The 17,086-nt window shown below is 63.3% G+C and carries 12 protein-coding genes; 3 read left to right on the top strand and 9 right to left on the bottom strand.

The window, feature by feature from the left end:
• Positions 1-287: 287 nt before the first annotated feature.
• The 3 genes from C7A17_RS07095 to C7A17_RS07085 all read right to left on the bottom strand — a co-directional run bounded on the left by C7A17_RS07095 (position 288) and on the right by C7A17_RS07085 (position 4,454).
• On the bottom strand, positions 288-2,093 hold the full coding sequence (locus C7A17_RS07095; protein ID WP_106742786.1) for an acyl-CoA dehydrogenase: 1,806 nt from the start codon (positions 2,091-2,093) through the stop codon (positions 288-290).
• 133 nt (positions 2,094-2,226) lie between these two features.
• Positions 2,227-3,273 carry an NAD(P)H-dependent flavin oxidoreductase gene (locus C7A17_RS07090; RefSeq protein ID WP_106737362.1) on the bottom strand — a complete coding sequence of 349 codons (1,047 nt, stop codon included), beginning with the start codon at positions 3,271-3,273 and terminating at the stop codon, positions 2,227-2,229.
• A 14-nt stretch (positions 3,274-3,287) separates the two neighbouring features.
• Positions 3,288-4,454 (bottom strand): YbfB/YjiJ family MFS transporter, encoded by a 1,167-nt coding sequence (locus C7A17_RS07085; RefSeq protein WP_106737361.1) that lies wholly within the window; start codon positions 4,452-4,454, stop codon positions 3,288-3,290.
• Positions 4,455-4,547: 93 nt separating this feature from the next.
• On the opposite strand from C7A17_RS07085, the gene C7A17_RS07080 reads away from it, so the two are divergent.
• Together C7A17_RS07080 and C7A17_RS07075 are read left to right on the top strand one after the other, a co-directional pair.
• Complete coding sequence (locus C7A17_RS07080; RefSeq protein ID WP_106737360.1) at positions 4,548-5,435, top strand: LysR family transcriptional regulator; 888 nt, start codon at positions 4,548-4,550, stop codon at positions 5,433-5,435.
• A gap of 26 nt (positions 5,436-5,461) precedes the next feature.
• A complete protein-coding gene (locus C7A17_RS07075; RefSeq protein WP_106737359.1) occupies positions 5,462-6,310 on the top strand; it encodes a 23S rRNA (adenine(2030)-N(6))-methyltransferase RlmJ in 849 nt (282 codons plus the stop codon).
• 194 nt (positions 6,311-6,504) lie between these two features.
• On the opposite strand, the gene C7A17_RS07070 is transcribed toward C7A17_RS07075, so the two are convergent.
• From C7A17_RS07070 to C7A17_RS07055, 4 genes are all read right to left on the bottom strand, one after another.
• Entirely contained in the window at positions 6,505-7,758 is a 1,254-nt protein-coding gene (locus C7A17_RS07070) for an HD-GYP domain-containing protein (protein WP_106737358.1), read from the bottom strand.
• An 82-nt stretch (positions 7,759-7,840) separates the two neighbouring features.
• A complete protein-coding gene (locus C7A17_RS07065) occupies positions 7,841-8,038 on the bottom strand; it encodes a putative motility protein (RefSeq protein ID WP_106737357.1) in 198 nt (65 codons plus the stop codon).
• Positions 8,039-8,054: 16 nt separating this feature from the next.
• Positions 8,055-8,708, bottom strand: a complete 654-nt coding sequence (msrA, locus tag C7A17_RS07060; protein ID WP_106737356.1) for a peptide-methionine (S)-S-oxide reductase MsrA — start codon at positions 8,706-8,708, stop codon at positions 8,055-8,057.
• A gap of 50 nt (positions 8,709-8,758) precedes the next feature.
• Entirely contained in the window at positions 8,759-11,464 is a 2,706-nt protein-coding gene (locus C7A17_RS07055) for a putative bifunctional diguanylate cyclase/phosphodiesterase (RefSeq protein ID WP_106742783.1), read from the bottom strand.
• Positions 11,465-11,629: 165 nt separating this feature from the next.
• Here C7A17_RS07055 and C7A17_RS07050 point away from each other — a divergent pair, with 165 nt between their 5' ends.
• Positions 11,630-12,136 (top strand): hypothetical protein, encoded by a 507-nt coding sequence (locus C7A17_RS07050; protein ID WP_106737355.1) that lies wholly within the window; start codon positions 11,630-11,632, stop codon positions 12,134-12,136.
• A gap of 96 nt (positions 12,137-12,232) precedes the next feature.
• On the opposite strand, the gene aceF is transcribed toward C7A17_RS07050, so the two are convergent.
• Complete coding sequence (gene aceF / locus C7A17_RS07045) at positions 12,233-14,203, bottom strand: dihydrolipoyllysine-residue acetyltransferase (protein WP_106737354.1); 1,971 nt, start codon at positions 14,201-14,203, stop codon at positions 12,233-12,235.
• 11 nt (positions 14,204-14,214) lie between these two features.
• A complete protein-coding gene (gene aceE / locus C7A17_RS07040; protein ID WP_106737353.1) occupies positions 14,215-16,860 on the bottom strand; it encodes a pyruvate dehydrogenase (acetyl-transferring), homodimeric type in 2,646 nt (881 codons plus the stop codon).
• Between the last annotated feature and the right edge of the window lie 226 nt (positions 16,861-17,086).

Raw genomic sequence — 17,086 nt, 5'->3', positions numbered from 1 at the left:
TCGAGGGTCTGTGATTGGACGGGCAGGCGGCGGTGACGAATGTCGAACCGCCGGTTGGACGTTACTCCCGGCAGTTGGTTTCCTGCAAGGCTGATGCATTGCACGTCAGCTTCGGGATCGATTGGGCCCGGGAAAACCAGTGCGTAGGGCGGATCGGGGCGCCGACCGGGAGTAGCGCCAGCGAACAGTCCGCCGTGTTTGGGCGCAGCACAAATCCAACGGCGTACTGCTTCGCGAACGGATCACCGCCCGATACGCCCAGTGCACCGCGCCCTACCGCTCCCTATCTAGAACCACTCGTCCTGCATGCCCAGGCAGGTGTCGTCGCGGGCTTCGAGGATGGCCAGATCATGATGGCAGCTCGGTACTTCCCAGGTCAGGAAGTAGCGCGCCGCCTGCAGCTTGCCGCGATAGAAGGCCTGCTCCTCGGCATCGCTCGTGCGTGCCAGGCCCTGCTCGGCGCGAATTGCCTGTTCCAGCCAGCGCCAGCCGATCACCGTGTGGCCGAATACCTTCAGGTACAGCGCCGAGTTGGCCAGGCCCTGATTGACCTTGCCGCTCATCAGATCGCCGAGCAGCGCCAGGGTCACTGCCTGCAGGCGTGCTAGCAGTTGCTCCAACGGCTGGCGCAGGGCGGTGAGCGATTCGTGAGCGCTGGCGCACTGGCAACAGTCGTTGATCAGCTTGAGCAGTTGCTTGAGCGCGGCGCCGCCGTTCTGCGAAACCTTGCGCCCGAGCAGGTCGAGCGACTGGATGCCGTGGGTGCCTTCGTGGATCGGGTTGAGGCGGTTGTCGCGGTAGTACTGCTCCACCGGATATTCACGGGTGTAACCGTGGCCGCCGAGGATCTGGATGGCCAGTTCGTTGGCCTTGAGGCAGAACTCTGAAGGCCAGGACTTGACGATGGGCGTGAGCAGGTCGAGCAGTTCCAGGGCGCGGGTGCGCTCTTCGGCGGTTTCCAGGGTATGGGTGTCGTCGAACAGGCGTGCGGCGTACAGCCCGAGGTCGAAGGCGCCTTCGACGTAGGCCTTCTGCGTCAGCAGCATGCGCCGTACGTCGGCGTGCTCGACGATGGAAATCTGCGGGCTGCTCGGATCCTTGCCGTCGGGCTGGCGGCCCTGCGGGCGGTTGCGCGCGTAGTCCAGCGAATACAGGTAACCGGCGTAGCCGAGCATGATCGCGCCCATACCGACGCCGATGCGCGCCTCGTTCATCATCTGGAACATGTAGGACAGGCCAGCGTGCGGTTTGCCCACCAGGTAGCCGACGCACTCGCCGTTGTCGCCGAAATTGAGCGCGGTGGAGGTGGTGCCGCGCCAGCCCATCTTGTGGAACAGGCCGGCCAGGGTCACGTCGTTGCGCGTGCCGAGGCTGCCGTCATCGTTGACGTGGAACTTGGGCACCAGGAACAGGCTGATGCCTTTTACTCCGGGCGGGGCGTCCGGCAGCTTGGCCAGCACCATGTGCACGATGTTCTCGGAGATCGGCTGGTCACCGCCGGAGATGAAGATCTTGTTGCCCTTGATCCGGTAGCTGCCGTCGGCGTGCGGCTCGGCCTTGGTGCGGATGTCCGACAGCGACGAGCCGGCATGTGGCTCGGTCAGCGCCATGGTGCCGAAGAAGCGGCCATCGATGATTGGCTGCAGGTAGCGGGCCTTCTGTTCTTCGTTGCCGAAGGCTTCGATCAGGTTGGCCACGCCCATGGTCAGCATCGAGTAGGAGCTGGTGGCGATGTTGGCCGACTGGAAATGCGCGAAGCAGGCCTGTGACAGCAGGTTGGGCAGTTGCATGCCGCCGTGCTCGAAATCGCGGGTGGCATTGAGGAAACCGGCTTCGTGGAAGGCGCGTAGCGCCGGCTCGATCTCCGGGATCAGCACTGCACCACCGTCGACGTACTTCGGTTCGTGTTCGTCGTTCTTGCGGTTGTGCGGGGCGAACAGCTCTTCGGCGATGCCGCGCGCGGTGCTGACCGCTGCGTCGAAGGTCTCGCGGTTGTGATCGGCGAAGCGCGGACGTTGGGTCAGGGCTTCGGCGTCGAGCACTTCATAGAGTTCGAACGCCAGGTTGCGGGAGCTGAGCAGGGTCTCGGACATGGAACGGGCCTCCAGATGATCAATCGAGTCTAGGCAGCCAGCACCCTGGCTGCCCAGTACCATCATCGGCCGTGATAAAGCGCTAAATCCTGCCGCCAATGTCCGCTTGTAGGAGCGGCTTCAGCCGCGAAGCTCAACCTCGAGTAAAGCCCTGTGCCAGTTCGCGGGTCAGCTCGGCGGCGGGCATCGGCCGGCAATTGGCGGCATTTTGTCCCGCCCACAGCGGTGAGAAATCACCGCTACCCTGGGCTTCGGCCGCCGCACGCAGCGGTGCGATGGCCGCAGTAGCCAGGGGGAAGGCGGGTGCCTGTTCGCTGAGTGGGCCCAGTTCTCGCATAAGGCGGTTGACGATGCCGCGCGCCGGGCGCCCGCTGAACAGGTTGGTCAGCGCCGTGTGGCGCGCCGCAGGGCTTTGTAGGGCGGCTCGATGCACGGCGCTGGTATTGGCCTCGGGGCAAAGCAGGTACGCGCTACCCACCTGCACGCCCGCCGCGCCGAGAGCCATGGCGGCTGCCACGCCGCGCGCATCGCTGATGCCGCCTGCAGCGATCACCGGCACCGAGAGGGCATCGACCAGTTGCGGCAGCAGGGCGAAGGTGCCGAGCTGGCGGCTCAGGTCGTGATCGAGAAAATGCCCGCGATGGCCACCGGCTTCCAGGCCCTGCGCGATCACTGCATCGACGCCACGTTCCTGCAGCCACAGCGCTTCGTCCAGGGTGGTGGCGCTGGAGAGAATCTTCGCCCCGCTGCGCCTTACCCGCTGCAGCAGCGCATCTTCCGGCAGGCCGAAGTGAAAGCTCACGACCGCTGGGCGAAATTCCTCCACCAGCGCGGCGGTCTCCTCGTTGAACGGCAGACGTCCAGGGCCGCCAGCGATGCTGGCCTGCTCCGCACCCAGTTCGCGGTAGTAGGGGGCCAGGGCCTCGCGCCAGATCGTTTCGCGCGTCGCGTCCGCCACTGGTGGTACATGGCTGAAGAAATTCAGGTTGAACGGGCGCTCGGTCAGGCCACGCATGGCCTCCAGTTCCTGGCGCAGGGCGGCGGGCGTGAGCATGGCGCAGGGAATCGAACCGAGACCGCCGGCCTGGCACACGGCAGCAGCCAGGCGATGATTCTGCGAGCCGGCCATCGGCGCCTGGATCAGGGGGAGTTCGCTGCCGAGCAGGACGGTGAGAGGCATGGGATGGCTCCGTTTCAGCGGTTGGGTTGCGGCTCGGCTACGCGCCAGGCCCAAAACAGGGCCCAGAGCAGTGCAGCCGCACCAATGGAAAAACTGCTTGTGAGGCTATGCCCGGCGGCAGTCCAGTGTTCCACCAGCCAGGGGCCGAGCAATTGGCTGCCGCCATAGAGACTGATCAGCAGCGCCGCCAGGCGCAAGCCCTGGCCGGGGTTGAGCGTGCGAGCCAGGCGTTGGGTCAGCAGCACGGTACCGAGAAAAGTGCCGCCTACCAGTAGGGCGCAGGCCATCACGCCAATGGGGCCGGGCAGCAGGATGGGCATGGCCACGCCGAGCAGTTGCAGCAGGTAGTTGGCCAACAGGGCGCGACGATCACCCAGCCAGGCGCCTGCGTGGTTCCATAGGGTGGCCGAGACCAGGCAGGCAAGCGCTGTCCACCACCAGTTGCCGATCAGCAGCGGATGGTCGGCGGGCAACTGCTCCCGAGCCAGTGCCGGAAGGAAGGTCAGCGGCAGGATGTAGCCCAGACCGGCGCCGAGATAGGCCATCAACAACGGTAGATTGCGCCTGTCGAACAGCGGCGCTTGAGTGCTGGCGTGGGGCTTTTCAGGTAGATCCAGCGCCAGGCGTCGCAGCATGGGGGCGCAGAGCAGCGCCAAAGGCAGAGCGCAGAGGGCCATTGGCAGCCAGCGCATCGGCCCTTGCCAGGGCGTGATGGTTACCAGCACGCCGCACAACAGCATGCCGCCGCCCAACCCCAGGTACACCAGGCCGCTGAGTGCCGTCGCTTGGCGCAAGGCCAGCCACTCCAGAACCAGTGCCGGTGCGAGTACGAAGACAATGCCGTTGCTGATGCCATTGAACAGGCGCAGCGCCGCGAGGCCGGCGAAGTCATGAACGAACACCTGCCCCAGGGTCAGGCTAGCGTTGATCAGCAGGGCCGCTGGCAGGCCCAGGCGCAAGCCGCGCGGATTGGCCATAGGCAGTGCGAGCAGGGTGCCGAGCAGATAGCCCAGGTAGTTCCAGGTCGCCAATTGGGCGCCTTCGGCCAGGTTGAACAAACCGTCATCGAGCAACAGGGGTAACAGCGGGGTATAGGCGAAGCGGCCGAGAGCATGCACGACCACCAGCGCCAGGGCGGCGGCGAGCAGGGCGGTGAAGTGGCTGCGGTCGAATCTGGGCATCTGGCCTCCGGTCGTGCCGCGCACCTTAGCCGTTGTAGCAAACTGATCGTTAGTGAAAAATACTGCGGTCAGTTTTCACTTTTGGTGAAGTTCATGGGTGCCTGGCAGCGACTCAATCCTCAGTTGTTTCGTTACTTCCTCGCTGTAGCGCGTGAGGGCTCGTTGAGCGCCGCAGGCTTGCGCCTGAGCTGCGTGCCGTCGAATGTCTCGGCGCGCTTGCGGCAACTGGAGCAGCAGCTCGATACGCGACTGTTCCTGCGTCAGGGCCAGCGCTTGCGGCTGACGCCAGCGGGTGAACGCCTGTTGCCCCATGCCGAACACCTGGAGCAGCTGTGCCAGACGGCCTGGCGCAGCGTGCAGGAAGATATCTGGAGTGGCGATCTGCGCCTGGGCTCGATGGAAACCACCGCGGCTGTGCGCTTGCCGGAGCTGCTTGCGGCGTTCCACCAGCGGGCACCGCGGGTCAACCTGCAACTCAGTACCGGGCCGAGCCGGCGCCTGGTCGAGGGTGTGCTATCCGGAGCGCTGGACGGCGGATTGATCGGCGGGCCGTTCGAGCATCCCCTGCTCGACTGTCTGCCTATCTGGCAGGAGGAACTGATGCTGGTGCTGCCGCCCGCACAGGATGCCTCCAGCCTGGAGAGCCGACCGCAGACCTTGCTGGGTTTCCCCGAGGGCTGCCATTACCGCGAGCGCCTCGAGCGCTGGGCGATCAGTCGTGGTTTGCAGGTGGCGGCGCGGCAGAGCTATGGCTCCATCGACGCTATCTTTGCTGGCATCGCTGCTGGCATGGGTATCGGCCTGTTGCCGCGCAGCCTGCTCGAGAGTCACCCGCGTGTGCATCTGGTGCAGTATCAGGCCATTACCCCTGAGCTGGGGGCGACCACCACGCTGCTGGCACGTCGTCGCGATGCCGGCGAGCACCCGGCGCTGGCGTTGCTGCTGGAGCTGATGCGCGCGCAAAGCCCGCTCAGCGGGTAAACTTGGCGACCGCTTCGGAGACCTCAATGAATTACCGCCACGCCTTCCATGCCGGCAACCACGCCGATGTGCTCAAGCACCTGGTGTTGACCCGCCTGATCGCCCTGTTGTCACGCAAAGAGGCGCCTTTCGCCTATCTCGATAGCCACGCCGGACTCGGCCTGTACGATTTACAGGGCGACCAGGCCAGCCGTACCGGCGAGTACCTGGAAGGCATCGCTCGCCTGTGGCAGGCCGAGCAGTTGCCAGATGCGGTGGAGGCCTACCTGGAGGTGGTGCGGGCGATGAACCCGGACGGTGAGCTGCGCTATTACCCCGGCTCGCCCGAGCTGGCGCGTCTGCTCAGCCGTGAACAGGATCGCCTGCAGCTCAACGAGAAACATCCGGAAGACGGCCGATTGCTCAAGGACAACATGCGCGGTGACCGTCGCGTGGCCGTGCACCTGGGCGAGGGCTGGTACGTGCCACGGGCGCTGATGCCGACTCGCGAGAAGCGCGTGTTGCTGCTGATCGACCCGCCATTCGAGAAAGCCGATGAACTGCAGCGCTGCGTCGAGGCGCTGAACGAGGCGCATGGGCGCATGCGTCAGGCCATCGTGGCGATCTGGTACCCGATCAAGGACGAGCGTCAGTTGACGCGCTTCTACCGCGACTTGCAAAAGAGCGCGGCGCCCAAGCTGCTGCGCGCCGAACTCTATGTGCATGCACCGGACGATGCCACGCGTCTGTCGGGTTCGGGGCTGGTGATCAGCAATCCGCCATGGGGGCTGGAGGACGAACTCAAGCAGCTTCTGCCCTGGCTGGCCGATGCGCTTGGCCAGAGCAAGGGCGGCTGGCGTCTGGACTGGTTGATCGAGGAGAAACCGGCGGGTTGAGCGTGCCCTGAGGGAGTGTTACGCACGACGCCCCCTGCAGTGAGTAGCCCGGATGAAATCCGGGAACCGTAGTCCCGATCCCCGGATTGCATCCGGGCTACCAGTGTGTAGGGCGTACCGGGCGGCGATCCGTTCGCGAAGCAGTACGCCGTATGCCGTACACGCGGCTTGCCACTGCCATGGAGACAGGCTGTTCAACCCGGCTTGTGGTTGGGCTCGATGTGATAGCTCAGGTTGCGCCGCGGGCTGAGGTATTCCAGCACCTCCAGCGGTAGCTGCGAAGGGCGCAGACTGCGTGCGATGGCCAGTTTCGGCTCCTCGGCGAGGTCGACGATCAGGGCCTCCTGCTTGGGCGTATCGGCATCGTAGAGAATCAGTGTCGGTTTCAGCGCCTGGGTCGGGTTGATGCCCAGCACCAGCGCATAACGCTCATCTTCCAGCTGCACCATGCTGCCCGGCGGGTAGACGCCCATGACGCGGACGAAGGCCTTCAGCGCCACGTCATCGAAGCGTTCACGCTGTTGCTTGAACATCAACGCTAGGGCCTCGTGCGGGCTCAGGGCCTGGCGCGGATCGAGCGGGTTGCACAGGCCATCAAAATGGTTGGTGATGGCCACCAGGCGGCTCAGGCGCGCGATGCCGGCTTCGCGCAGGCCGCGTGGGTAGCCACTGCCGTCGCAGTATTCATGGTGCTCGTGAATGATGCGCAGCACTTCGTCGTCGAGCATCAGCTTTTGCCCCATGCGCAGGCCGAAGTCGGTGTGCATCTGCAGCAGCTGTTGCTCCGGGCGGGTCAGCGGCTCGGGCTTGAGCAGCACCTTGCTGGGCACTTCCAGCTTGCCGATGTCATGCAGCAGGGCACCGAGGCCCAGGCTATGGCAGGCCTCGCTGTCGAGGCCAAGCTGACGGCCGAGCAGCAGGGACAATACGGTGACATTGAGGGCATGGAAGTAACTGTCCTCAGCCGCTTTGCCGGTAATGCCATGCAGCACCACGCCGGGGGCGCCGAGCAATGTCTCGACCATCTCGCCGACGATGGCGCCGGCCTGGCGCATGGCATCCTCCGGTCGACTGCGCAGAGTCTGGTTGAGCGCTTTGATACGCTGGCTGGCCTCGATGAAGCGCCGATCCACATCGGCCAGCCGGGTTCGCAGGTGGCGCAGCTTCTGCGCACGTTCCTGGCGGGCCTGGTTCTCTGGATCGACGGGCGGCTCTTCTGGAGTCGGCGCGGGTGTATCGTCGGCCAGCTCCAGTGGCGGACAGTCGCTACGCGCCGGGTCGTAGCGCAGTTGTTTCAGCTTCAGGGCGCGCAAGGCGCGAATCTGCGCTTCGTCCTTGATCTTGAAGTTGCTGAAGGCGAAGTCATGCTCCCACCAGCTCAGATCCAGATGAACGTAGAGACCGACGCAGAGCTGCTCGGGCGTGATGTAGAGAGTGTTGGCGGGCATGCCGAGTCCGCTGGCTGATAGCTAATGGCCTGCAGTTTAGTCCGGGTTGAGCCCTTACGGCACCTGTTCTTCGGACAGGTCTTCAGGCCATCACGTCGACGCTGTTGCCCAGGTTTGGCGGATTGTTCGGCGCACTGGCCGGTGCAGCGGACTGCACCAGGCCGGTGATGTTGGCGGCCTGCAGCTCCAGCGTCTTGCGCAGCAGCAGGAGCGACATCTGCGCGGAGATCTGCGCCGACGCCTGACTCGATACCTGGCTGGAAATGCTGCTCAGCTCCACGACTGTCTACCCGTGCTCAAGATTCAGGGGGTAGACATACGCCTGTTCCGCCCAGGCCGCAATAGCCGCCCGGGTTCTTCGCCAGGTATTGCTGGTGATAGGTCTCGGCGTAGTAGAAGGTCGGCGCTTCGCTGATTTCAGTGGTGATGCTGCCCATTGCAGCCTTGTCCAGCTCGGCCTGGAAGCGAGCCTGGCTGGCCTGCGCTGCATTCAGCTGCGCTTCGTCCTGGCAGTAGATCGCCGAGCGGTACTGGGTGCCCTGGTCGTTGCCCTGGCGCATGCCCTGGGTCGGGTTGTGCACTTCCCAGAACACCTTGAGCAAGGCTTCGAAGCTGGTCTGTTGCGGATCGAATACCACCAATACCACTTCGGTGTGCCCGGTCAGACCGGAACAGACCTCCTCGTAGGTCGGGTTGGGGGTGAAACCACCGGCATAGCCAACGGCGGTGCTGAACACGCCGGGCTGCTGCCAGAAGCGCCGCTCGGCACCCCAGAAACAGCCCAGGCCGAACACCGCCTGCTGCAGGCCGGCCGGGAAGGGCGGCTTGATCGGGTTGCCGTTGACGTAATGAGTGTCGGCCACCGGCATCGCTTCGGCACGGCCGGGCAACGCTTGCTCGGCGGTAGGCAGTGCATGTTTGTTTACGAGAATCTGGGAGCGCAGAACCATGGCGGTCTCCTGAAAGTGGGTCAATTGTGGACTATGCGCAGGGCGGCGTATTACGTCCGTTGGTCGGCCTGTGGCCGGCAGGGGTAGCGGCGCAGGCTGTCGATCAGGTCGCGGCCAGAAATCGGCTTGTCGAACAGATAGCCCTGGCCGACATCACATTGCTGGCGGCGCAGGAACCCAAGCTGGGCGCCGGTCTCGATGCCTTCGGCAACCACTTTGAGCTTGAGATTGTGGGCCATGGCGATCACGGCGGAGGTGATTTCCATGTCGTCCTGATTATCCGGAATGTCCTTGATGAAGCTGCGATCGATCTTGATCACGTCGATGGGGAATTTCTTCAGGTAGCTGAGCGATGAATAGCCGGTGCCGAAGTCGTCCATGGCCAGGGTCAGGCCCAGGCTCTTCAGGCGGCCGAGTTGGTGGCGGGTGTCATCGGTGGCCTCCAGCAGCAGGCTTTCGGTCAGTTCCAGCTCCAGCAGCCTGGGGTCGAGTTGTTCTTCGTGCAGGATGGCGGCGATGGAGCCAACCAGATCGGGATCGGAGAACTGCTTGGGTGACAGGTTGATCGCCACCTGCAATTCACCCAGGCCGATGGCTGCAATCTGCTTGCTCATGCGGCAGGCCTGGCGCACCACCCATTTGCCGATGGGGATGATCAGTCCGGTTTCCTCGGCGACGCCGATGAACTGATCCGGGCGAATCATGCCCTTTTCCGGATGCTGCCAGCGCAGCAGCGCTTCCATGCCCAGCAGTTGCCCGCTCTTGAGGCACAGCTTGGGTTGGTAGAAAACTTCCAGCTCGTTCTGGGTCAGCGCGCGGCGCAGGTTGTTCTCGACGAACAGCTTGTAGTTGGCCTCGGCGTTCAGCGCCTCGGTGAACAGTTGCACCTGGTGCTTACCGTTGGCCTTGGCCTTGTGCAGGGCGAGACCGGCGTGCTTCATCAGCGTCTGTGGATCGTCGCCATGTTCGGGGGCGATGGCCAGGCCGACCGAGCCGGTGATGCTGATCAACTGATTGTCGACGAACAGGGGCTTGTCCAGGGTCTGCAGTATTTGCTGGGCAGTACGCTGGCCAATCTCCTGGTCGCAGCCATCGAGCAGGATGGCGAACTCGTTGCTGGCGAAACGCGCCAGACTGCCCTTGGCGCCAAGGCTGTTACGCAGGCGCCTGGCCAGTGCCGAGAGCAGCTTGTCACCGGTCTGGTGGCCGAGGCTGTCGTTGATCCGCTTGAAGTTGTCGATGTCCACCAGAAGCAGGCCCATGGGCTGTTGGGTGGTGCGAGCGAAGCGTTCTTCGAGGCTGCGGATGAAGGCTGGGCGATTGCCGAGGTTGGTCAGGTTATCGGTGTAAGCCAGGCGCTCGATGCGTTGTTGCGCCAGCTTGGTTTCGGTGATGTCTTCATAGATGCCGATGTAGTGAGTCAGCTCGCCATCGTCGCCATATACCTTGGAGATCGACAGGTGGCCCCAGTAGGGCTCCTGATTCTTGCGCCGACTGCGGAATTCACCCTGCCAACTGCTATGTTCGGCCAGGCTGGAGTGAGCATCGAACAGCAGATCACTGAGGTTGGCCATTGCCGGTAGTTCGGACAGGCGATGACCGCAGACCTCGTCACTGCTGTAGAGGGTAATGGCGGTGAAGCTGGGGTTGACGTATTCCACTCGGCCGTCGCGGTCTACCAGCAGGAAAGCACTGGCACTCTGCTCCACGGCGCGTTGGAACAGATAGAGCGCGTGGGTGGCGCTGCGCTTCTGCTGATTGATCAGTACCTGGGCGAATTGATCGGCCAGCTCGCCGGCGAAGGCAATCTCATCGGCCTGCCAGGTGCGTTTGGGGCCAATATGTTCGAGGCAGAGAATGCCCACCACCTCGCCTTCGATACGAATGCTGGCATCGAGCATCGAAGTGATGCCCTGTGGCTCCATGTAGGCTTGCGCCAATTCACGGGTGCGCAGGTCATGCTGGGCATCGTGCGCATCGATCGAGCGACCGCTGTGCAGGGCTTCGAGGTAGTGCGGAAAATTGTGCACGTCTATCGAAGGTAACTTCTCGTGCCGCCCGAGGTCGCGGCGATACAGTGAAACGCATTCGAGGCGCTGGCTATCCAGCCTCCAGATGCCGGCGCGGGCCACGCCGTAGACTTCGCAGGCGGCCTGGGTGATGAGTTCGGCGGCTTCCTGTTGCGGGTCGCTGGACACGTAGCGCTGACGCGCCAGGCGCACGATCAACTGCTGCTGGGTGCGTGAGCGCGCCAGGTGTTGCAGGTGATCTTCCTGAGCACGCTGGTATTGCAGCAACGTCGTGTTCAACTGTTGGTTCTGGGTCTGCAGTTCGAACTCGGTCGTTGTGTGCTGGGCGAGACTCTCGTCCGTGATCAGCAGATAGCCGCGCAGCAATTGGCGGTTGCGCTGTTTGAACGGCTCGCCCACCTCCAGCAGGTTTAGCGGCCCTTGTGGTGTGTGCAGGGTATAGCGAACCAGATACTGCGGCCCTTGCACCAGTTGCTGCTGGATGGCGTCATGCAGTCGGTAGCGTGCTTCGGGCTCCATCAGGCTGGCGTAGGGAGCATCGACCAGTGCGCACAAGTCGGCGGCGCTGATACCGAGCTTGCGCTCGCAGGCTGGATCGAGAAACAACAAAGCCCAGCTCGGCTCATTCAAGCGCTCGAAACGCAGCATGCCGAGCCGCGAGGGCACTGGCAACTGCGTCACAACCTCGGCTGCCGAGCGGGTGCTGGCATCGGGATGGCTTTTCATTGGGCGTTGGGCTTCCAGTATGCTGACCAGGCGAGGCATCCGTTCTCGGTACAGGGCCAATGCGCCAGAAGGCGTATCGGCTTGGACGGAGGCTAGGGCTCAGGCCTACTTCACTATAGCGTTCGGCAAGGGTGCATCATGCAAGCGATACTGACAAGGAAACTGATGGCCATGCTGTTGGCCGGGACGCTCCTGGCCTGCGGATCGGCTGTCTCCAGTGCCGGTGATGCCATGGCACTTCAGGGGGCCGAACAGCGTACCTATCTCGATGGGCTCAAGCGTTTGTACCTGACCGACAACGAACGTCAGGCACTGCTGGCTCACAACAATGCCCTGCTCGAAACCTACGCCCTGCGTGCCGGTTACCAGGTGGGGCAGGCGCAGCGACAAGACCTGCTGTACCGCTTCAGTACCGGCAATAGCGGCGAGCTGATTCTGCGCGAGGAAAGCCGCGGCACTCAGGGCACCGCCATTGCTGTGCGCAATCAGCGTGTTCCGGTATTCGGCATCGATCCGTTCATTCGCTATGAATGTCCGACCGGTGGTATCCGTTGCGTGTTGTTCAACCCGGCTGACAGCAGCCCGCTGCTAAGTATCGTTCGTGATCATGCAGCCGCTGGCGAACTGGCCAAGGCGTTGAGCTTCCTTATCCGTAACGTGCAGAAGGGCTGACGCACTGCGTTCTGGCACCCGCTCAGGAGACAGGCAAAAAAAACCCCACCCAAATGGGCGGGGTTGAGGATGCGAGCGTGGCGTGCTCGAAACGATTTACAGCAGGATGGTGCGGATATCCGCCAGCAGCTGCGACAGGCGCTGGGTGAAGCGTGCGGCAGCAGCGCCGTTGATCACCCGATGGTCATACGACAGCGACAGCGGCAGCATCAGCTTGGGCTGGAAGGCCTTGCCATCCCAGACTGGCTGGATGGTCGCCTTGCTCACACCGAGGATCGCCACTTCCGGCGCGTTGACGATCGGCGTGAAGCCGGTGCCGCCAATGTGGCCGAGGCTGGAGATGGTGAAGCAGGCGCCCTGCATGTCGTCAGCCGAGAGCTTTTTGGTGCGCGCCTTTTCCGCCAGGGCGGCGGCTTCGGCAGCCAGTTGCAGCAGGCTCTTCTGATCGACGTTCTTGATCACCGGCACCAGCAGGCCGTCCGGCGTATCGACGGCGAAGCCGATATGCACGTACTTCTTGCGGATGATCGCCTTGCCGCTCGGGGCCAGCGAACTGTTGAAGTCCGGCAGCTCCTTGAGCAGATGGGCGCAGGCCTTGAGCAGCAGCGGCAGCACGGTCAGCTTGACGCCGGCTTTCTCGGCCACGGCTTTCTGTGCGACGCGGAAGGCTTCCAGATCGGTGATGTCGGCCGAGTCGAACTGAGTCACGTGCGGCACGTTGAGCCAGCTGCGATGCAGGTTGGCAGCGCCGACCTGCATCAGGCGGGTCATCGGTACTTCTTCGATTTCGCCGAACTTGCTGAAGTCCACGGTCGGAATCGGCGGGATGCCAGCGCCACCGGTGGTGGCAGCGGCAGCCTGCGGTGCAGTCTTGGCCTTCTGCATCATCGCCTTGACGTGCACCTGCACGTCTTCCTTGAGGATGCGACCCTTCGGACCGGTACCGGCGATATCGGCCAGTTCCACGCCGAAATCACGAGCCAGCTGGCGCACGGCAGGGCCGGCGTGAACCTTGGCACCGTCGCGCTTGGGCGCGGAGGCGGAGGCTGCAGCGGCGGCTGATAGCGACGCGATGGCGCGTACTTCGGCAGCCACTTCAGGTGCCGCGCCTTCCGGTACGCGGTGTACTTCCTGGCTGGCCTGAGCTGGCGCAGCGGCCGGAGCTGCGCCGGCTACCTTGAGCTTGAGAATCAGGTCGCCGGTGCCGACTTCGGCGTCCAGCTTGACCAGCACTTCTTCCACCACGCCGGCAGCCGGCGAAGGGATTTCCATGGAAGCCTTGTCGGACTCCAGGGTGATCAGCGACTGATCGGCTTCGATGGTGTCGCCGGCCTTGACCATGACCTCGATGACCTTGACCTTGCCGTCGGTACCGATATCCGGCACGTGCACTTCCTGTACCGAAGCAGCAGCCGGGGCTGTGGCAGCGGGAGCAGGTGCGGCGGCTGGCGCGGCAGCGGGTGCAGCAGCTTGAGCCGGAGCAGCACTGGCGGTTGCACCGCCAGCGGTACGCAGCTTGAGGATCAGGTCACCGGTGCCGACTTCGGCGTCCAGCTTGACCAGCACTTCTTCCACCACGCCGGCAGCCGGCGAAGGGATTTCCATGGAGGCCTTGTCGGACTCCAGGGTGATCAGCGACTGATCGGCTTCGATGGTGTCACCCACCTTGACCATGACTTCGATGACCTTGACCTTGCCATCGGTGCCGATATCCGGCACGTGCACGTCTTGCACACTGCTGCTGGCTGCAGCAGCGGGTGCCGCTGCCGGAGCGGCTGCTTTCGGTGCTTGGGCAGGGGCAGCTTCGGCTTTCGGCGCAGGCGCTGCTTCGGCGGCACCTTCGACTTCCAGTACCAGCAGCTCGTCGCCTTCTTTCAGGCGGTCACCGATCTTGACCTTGATTTCCTTGATCACGCCGGCTTTGGGCGAGGGCACTTCCATGGAGGCCTTGTCGGACTCCAGGGTCAGTACACTCTGGTCGGCTTCGACACGGTCGCCGACCTTCACCAGCAGTTCAATGACCTCGCCTTCACCGCCGAGGTCGGGTACGCGAATCAATTCACTCATCGCTACGCTCCTTAGCAGTCCAGGGGGTTGGCTTTGTCGGCGTCGATGCCGAACTTGGCGATGGCATCAGCCAGCACCTTGGCTTCGATTTCGCCACGGTCTACCAGGGCTTCCAGGGCGGCGAGCACGACCCAGTTGCGATCCACTTCGAAGAAGTGACGCAGCTGCTTGCGGCTGTCGCTGCGGCCGAAGCCGTCGGTGCCCAGCACCTTGTATTCCTTGCTCGGTACCCACTGACGAACCTGTTCGGCGAACAGCTTCATGTAGTCGGTAGAGGCGATGACCGGCCCCTTGCGACCGTTCAGGCACTCTTCGATGTAGGTCTGCTTGGGCTTCTGGCCCGGATGCAGGCGATTGCTGCGCTCCACGGCCAGGCCGTCACGACGCAGTTCGTTGAAGCTGGTAACGCTCCACACATCGGCGCCGATGTTGTACTCGTCGCGCAGGATCTTCGCCGCCTCGCGCACTTCACGCAGGATGGTGCCGGAACCCAGCAGTTGCACGTGGTGCGCGGCTTCCTTCTTGTCTTCCTCGAGCAGGTACATGCCCTTGATGATGCCGTCCTCGATACCCTCCGGCATGGCCGGCTGCTGGTACGACTCGTTCATCACGGTGATGTAGTAGAAGATGTCCTGCTGCTCTTCGGTCATCTGGCGAATGCCTTCGCGGATGATCACGGCGAGCTCGTAGCCGTAGGTCGGATCGTAGGTGCGGCAGTTGGGGATGGTCGCTGCCAGCATGTGGCTGTGACCGTCTTCGTGCTGCAGGCCTTCACCGTTGAGGGTGGTACGGCCGGCGGTGCCGCCGATCAGGAAACCACGGGTGCGGCTGTCGCCAGCAGCCCAGGCCAGGTCGCCGATACGCTGGAAGCCGAACATCGAGTAGAAGATGTAGAACGGCAGCATCGGCTGGTTGTGGCAGGAGTACGAAGTACCAGCGGCGATGAAGGAACTCATGGCGCCAGCTTCGTTGATGCCTTCTTCGAGGATCTGACCTTTCTTGTCCTCTTTGTAGAACATCACCTGGTCTTTATCGACCGGCTCGTAGAGCTGACCGACCGAGGAGTAGATGCCGAGCTGACGGAACATGCCTTCCATACCGAAGGTACGGGCTTCGTCCGGAATGATCGGAACGATGCGCTGGCCGAGTTCCTTGTCCTTGACCAGCTGCGCGAGGATGCGCACGAAAGCCATGGTGGTGGAGATTTCGCGGTCGCCGGAACCATCGAGGATGGCCTTGAGGGTATCCAGCGGCGGAGTCGGGATGCTGAAGCTCTGCTGACGACGCTGCGGTACGAAACCACCCAGCGCGTTGCGGCGCTCGTGCAGGTACTTGTACTCGGCGCTGCCTTCTTCCGGACGTACGAACGGCAGGTTTTCCAGCTCTTCGTCTTTTACCGGGATGTCGAAGCGGTCGCGGAACTGACGCAGGCTGTCGACATCGACCTTCTTGGTGTTGTGCGCGGTGTTCTTCGCTTCACCGGCGCCGGTACCGTAGCCCTTGATGGTCTTGGCCAGGATCACGGTCGGCTGGCCGCTGTGGTTCACGGCCTGGTGGTAGGCCGCGTAGACCTTGTACGGGTCGTGGCCGCCACGGTTGAGCTTCCAGATCTCGTCGTCGGACAGGTCTTTGACCATTTCCTTGAGTTCTGGGGTGTTGAAGAAGTTTTCGCGAACGTAGGCGCCGTCTTTGGCCTTGTAGTTCTGGTATTCACCGTCGACCACTTCGTCCATGCGACGCTGCAGCGCGCCGTCCTTGTCCTTGGCGAACAGCGGATCCCAGAAGCGACCCCAGACCACCTTGTTGACGTTCCACTGAGCACCGCGGAACACGCCTTCGAGTTCCTGGATGATCTTGCCGTTGCCGCGAACCGGGCCGTCGAGGCGCTGCAGGTTGCAGTTGATGACGAAGATCAGGTTGTCCAGCTTCTCGCGGCCAGCCAGGGAAATGGCACCGAGGGATTCCGGCTCGTCGCACTCGCCGTCGCCCATGAAGCACCAGACCTTCTGCTTGCCAGCGGGGATGAAACCGCGGGCTTCCAGGTACTTCATGAAGCGTGCCTGGTAGATCGCCTGGATCGGGCCCAGGCCCATGGAAACGGTCGGGAACTGCCAGAAGTCCGGCATCAGCCAGGGGTGCGGGTAGGAGGACAGACCTTTGCCATCCACTTCGCGGCGGAAGTTCTTCATCTGGTCTTCGCTGATGCGGCCTTCCATGAAGGCGCGGGCGTAGACGCCAGGGCTGGCGTGACCCTGATAGAACACCAGGTCGCCGCCGTGTTCTTCGGTCGGGGCCTGGAAGAAGTAGTTGAAGCCGATGTCGTACAGCGTCGCCGAGGAAGCGAAGCTGGAAATGTGGCCGCCCAGATCCGGGTCGTCCAGGTTGGTGCGCATCACCATCGCCAGGGCGTTCCAGCGTACCAGCGAGCGGATGCGGCGCTCCATGAACAGGTCGCCGGGCATGCGAGCTTCATGGGTGACCGGAATGCTGTTGCGGTACGGCGTGGTGATCGCGTAGGGCAATTGCGCACCGCTACGGGTGGCCAGCTCGCCCAGACGGGTCATCAGGTAATGGGCACGGTCTTCACCCTCACGGTCGAGGACGGATTCAAGGGCGTCCAGCCATTCCTGGGTTTCGATCGGATCGAGGTCTTGCATGGCTTGCTCCAGGGCGGAAAGGCTTCCAGAATCGGAGGCCAGTTGGGGCTCGCCGGCTTTTTGAGCGGGCGAGTTGAAATTCTTGGATTTACCGGGGATAGGTCCGGCGCCTTGTAGTTTTACTACATTTCGACGACGGATTCAGCCCTCTGGATACAATTCTTCAGTAGTAAAACTACAATTCGCGGCACTGCCGGCCGCGCGCACCCTGCCGCTGCGGGGTTCC

This window comes from Pseudomonas mendocina (assembly GCF_003008615.1).
Lineage (GTDB): Bacteria > Pseudomonadota > Gammaproteobacteria > Pseudomonadales > Pseudomonadaceae > Aquipseudomonas > Aquipseudomonas mendocina_C.
Note: the sequence above shows the minus strand (reverse complement) of the source record. Positions and strands in the feature narration are given on the sequence as shown.

What these genes read in the sequence shown, in the direction of transcription:
- msrA (WP_106737356.1), bottom strand. Translation starts at nt 8,708, where the DNA reads ATGGTTCTGCGCTCCCAGATTCTCGTAAACAAACATGCACTGCCTACC.
- C7A17_RS07080 (WP_106737360.1), top strand. Translation starts at nt 4,548, where the DNA reads ATGGGTGCCTGGCAGCGACTCAATCCTCAGTTGTTTCGTTACTTCCTC.
- C7A17_RS07070 (WP_106737358.1), bottom strand. Translation starts at nt 7,758, where the DNA reads ATGCCCGCCAACACTCTCTACATCACGCCCGAGCAGCTCTGCGTCGGT.
- C7A17_RS07075 (WP_106737359.1), top strand. Translation starts at nt 5,462, where the DNA reads ATGAATTACCGCCACGCCTTCCATGCCGGCAACCACGCCGATGTGCTC.
- C7A17_RS07095 (WP_106742786.1), bottom strand. Translation starts at nt 2,093, where the DNA reads ATGTCCGAGACCCTGCTCAGCTCCCGCAACCTGGCGTTCGAACTCTAT.
- C7A17_RS07090 (WP_106737362.1), bottom strand. Translation starts at nt 3,273, where the DNA reads ATGCCTCTCACCGTCCTGCTCGGCAGCGAACTCCCCCTGATCCAGGCG.
- aceE (WP_106737353.1), bottom strand. Translation starts at nt 16,860, where the DNA reads ATGCAAGACCTCGATCCGATCGAAACCCAGGAATGGCTGGACGCCCTT.
- C7A17_RS07050 (WP_106737355.1), top strand. Translation starts at nt 11,630, where the DNA reads ATGGCCATGCTGTTGGCCGGGACGCTCCTGGCCTGCGGATCGGCTGTC.
- C7A17_RS07085 (WP_106737361.1), bottom strand. Translation starts at nt 4,454, where the DNA reads ATGCCCAGATTCGACCGCAGCCACTTCACCGCCCTGCTCGCCGCCGCC.
- aceF (WP_106737354.1), bottom strand. Translation starts at nt 14,203, where the DNA reads ATGAGTGAATTGATTCGCGTACCCGACCTCGGCGGTGAAGGCGAGGTC.
- C7A17_RS07055 (WP_106742783.1), bottom strand. Translation starts at nt 11,464, where the DNA reads ATGAAAAGCCATCCCGATGCCAGCACCCGCTCGGCAGCCGAGGTTGTG.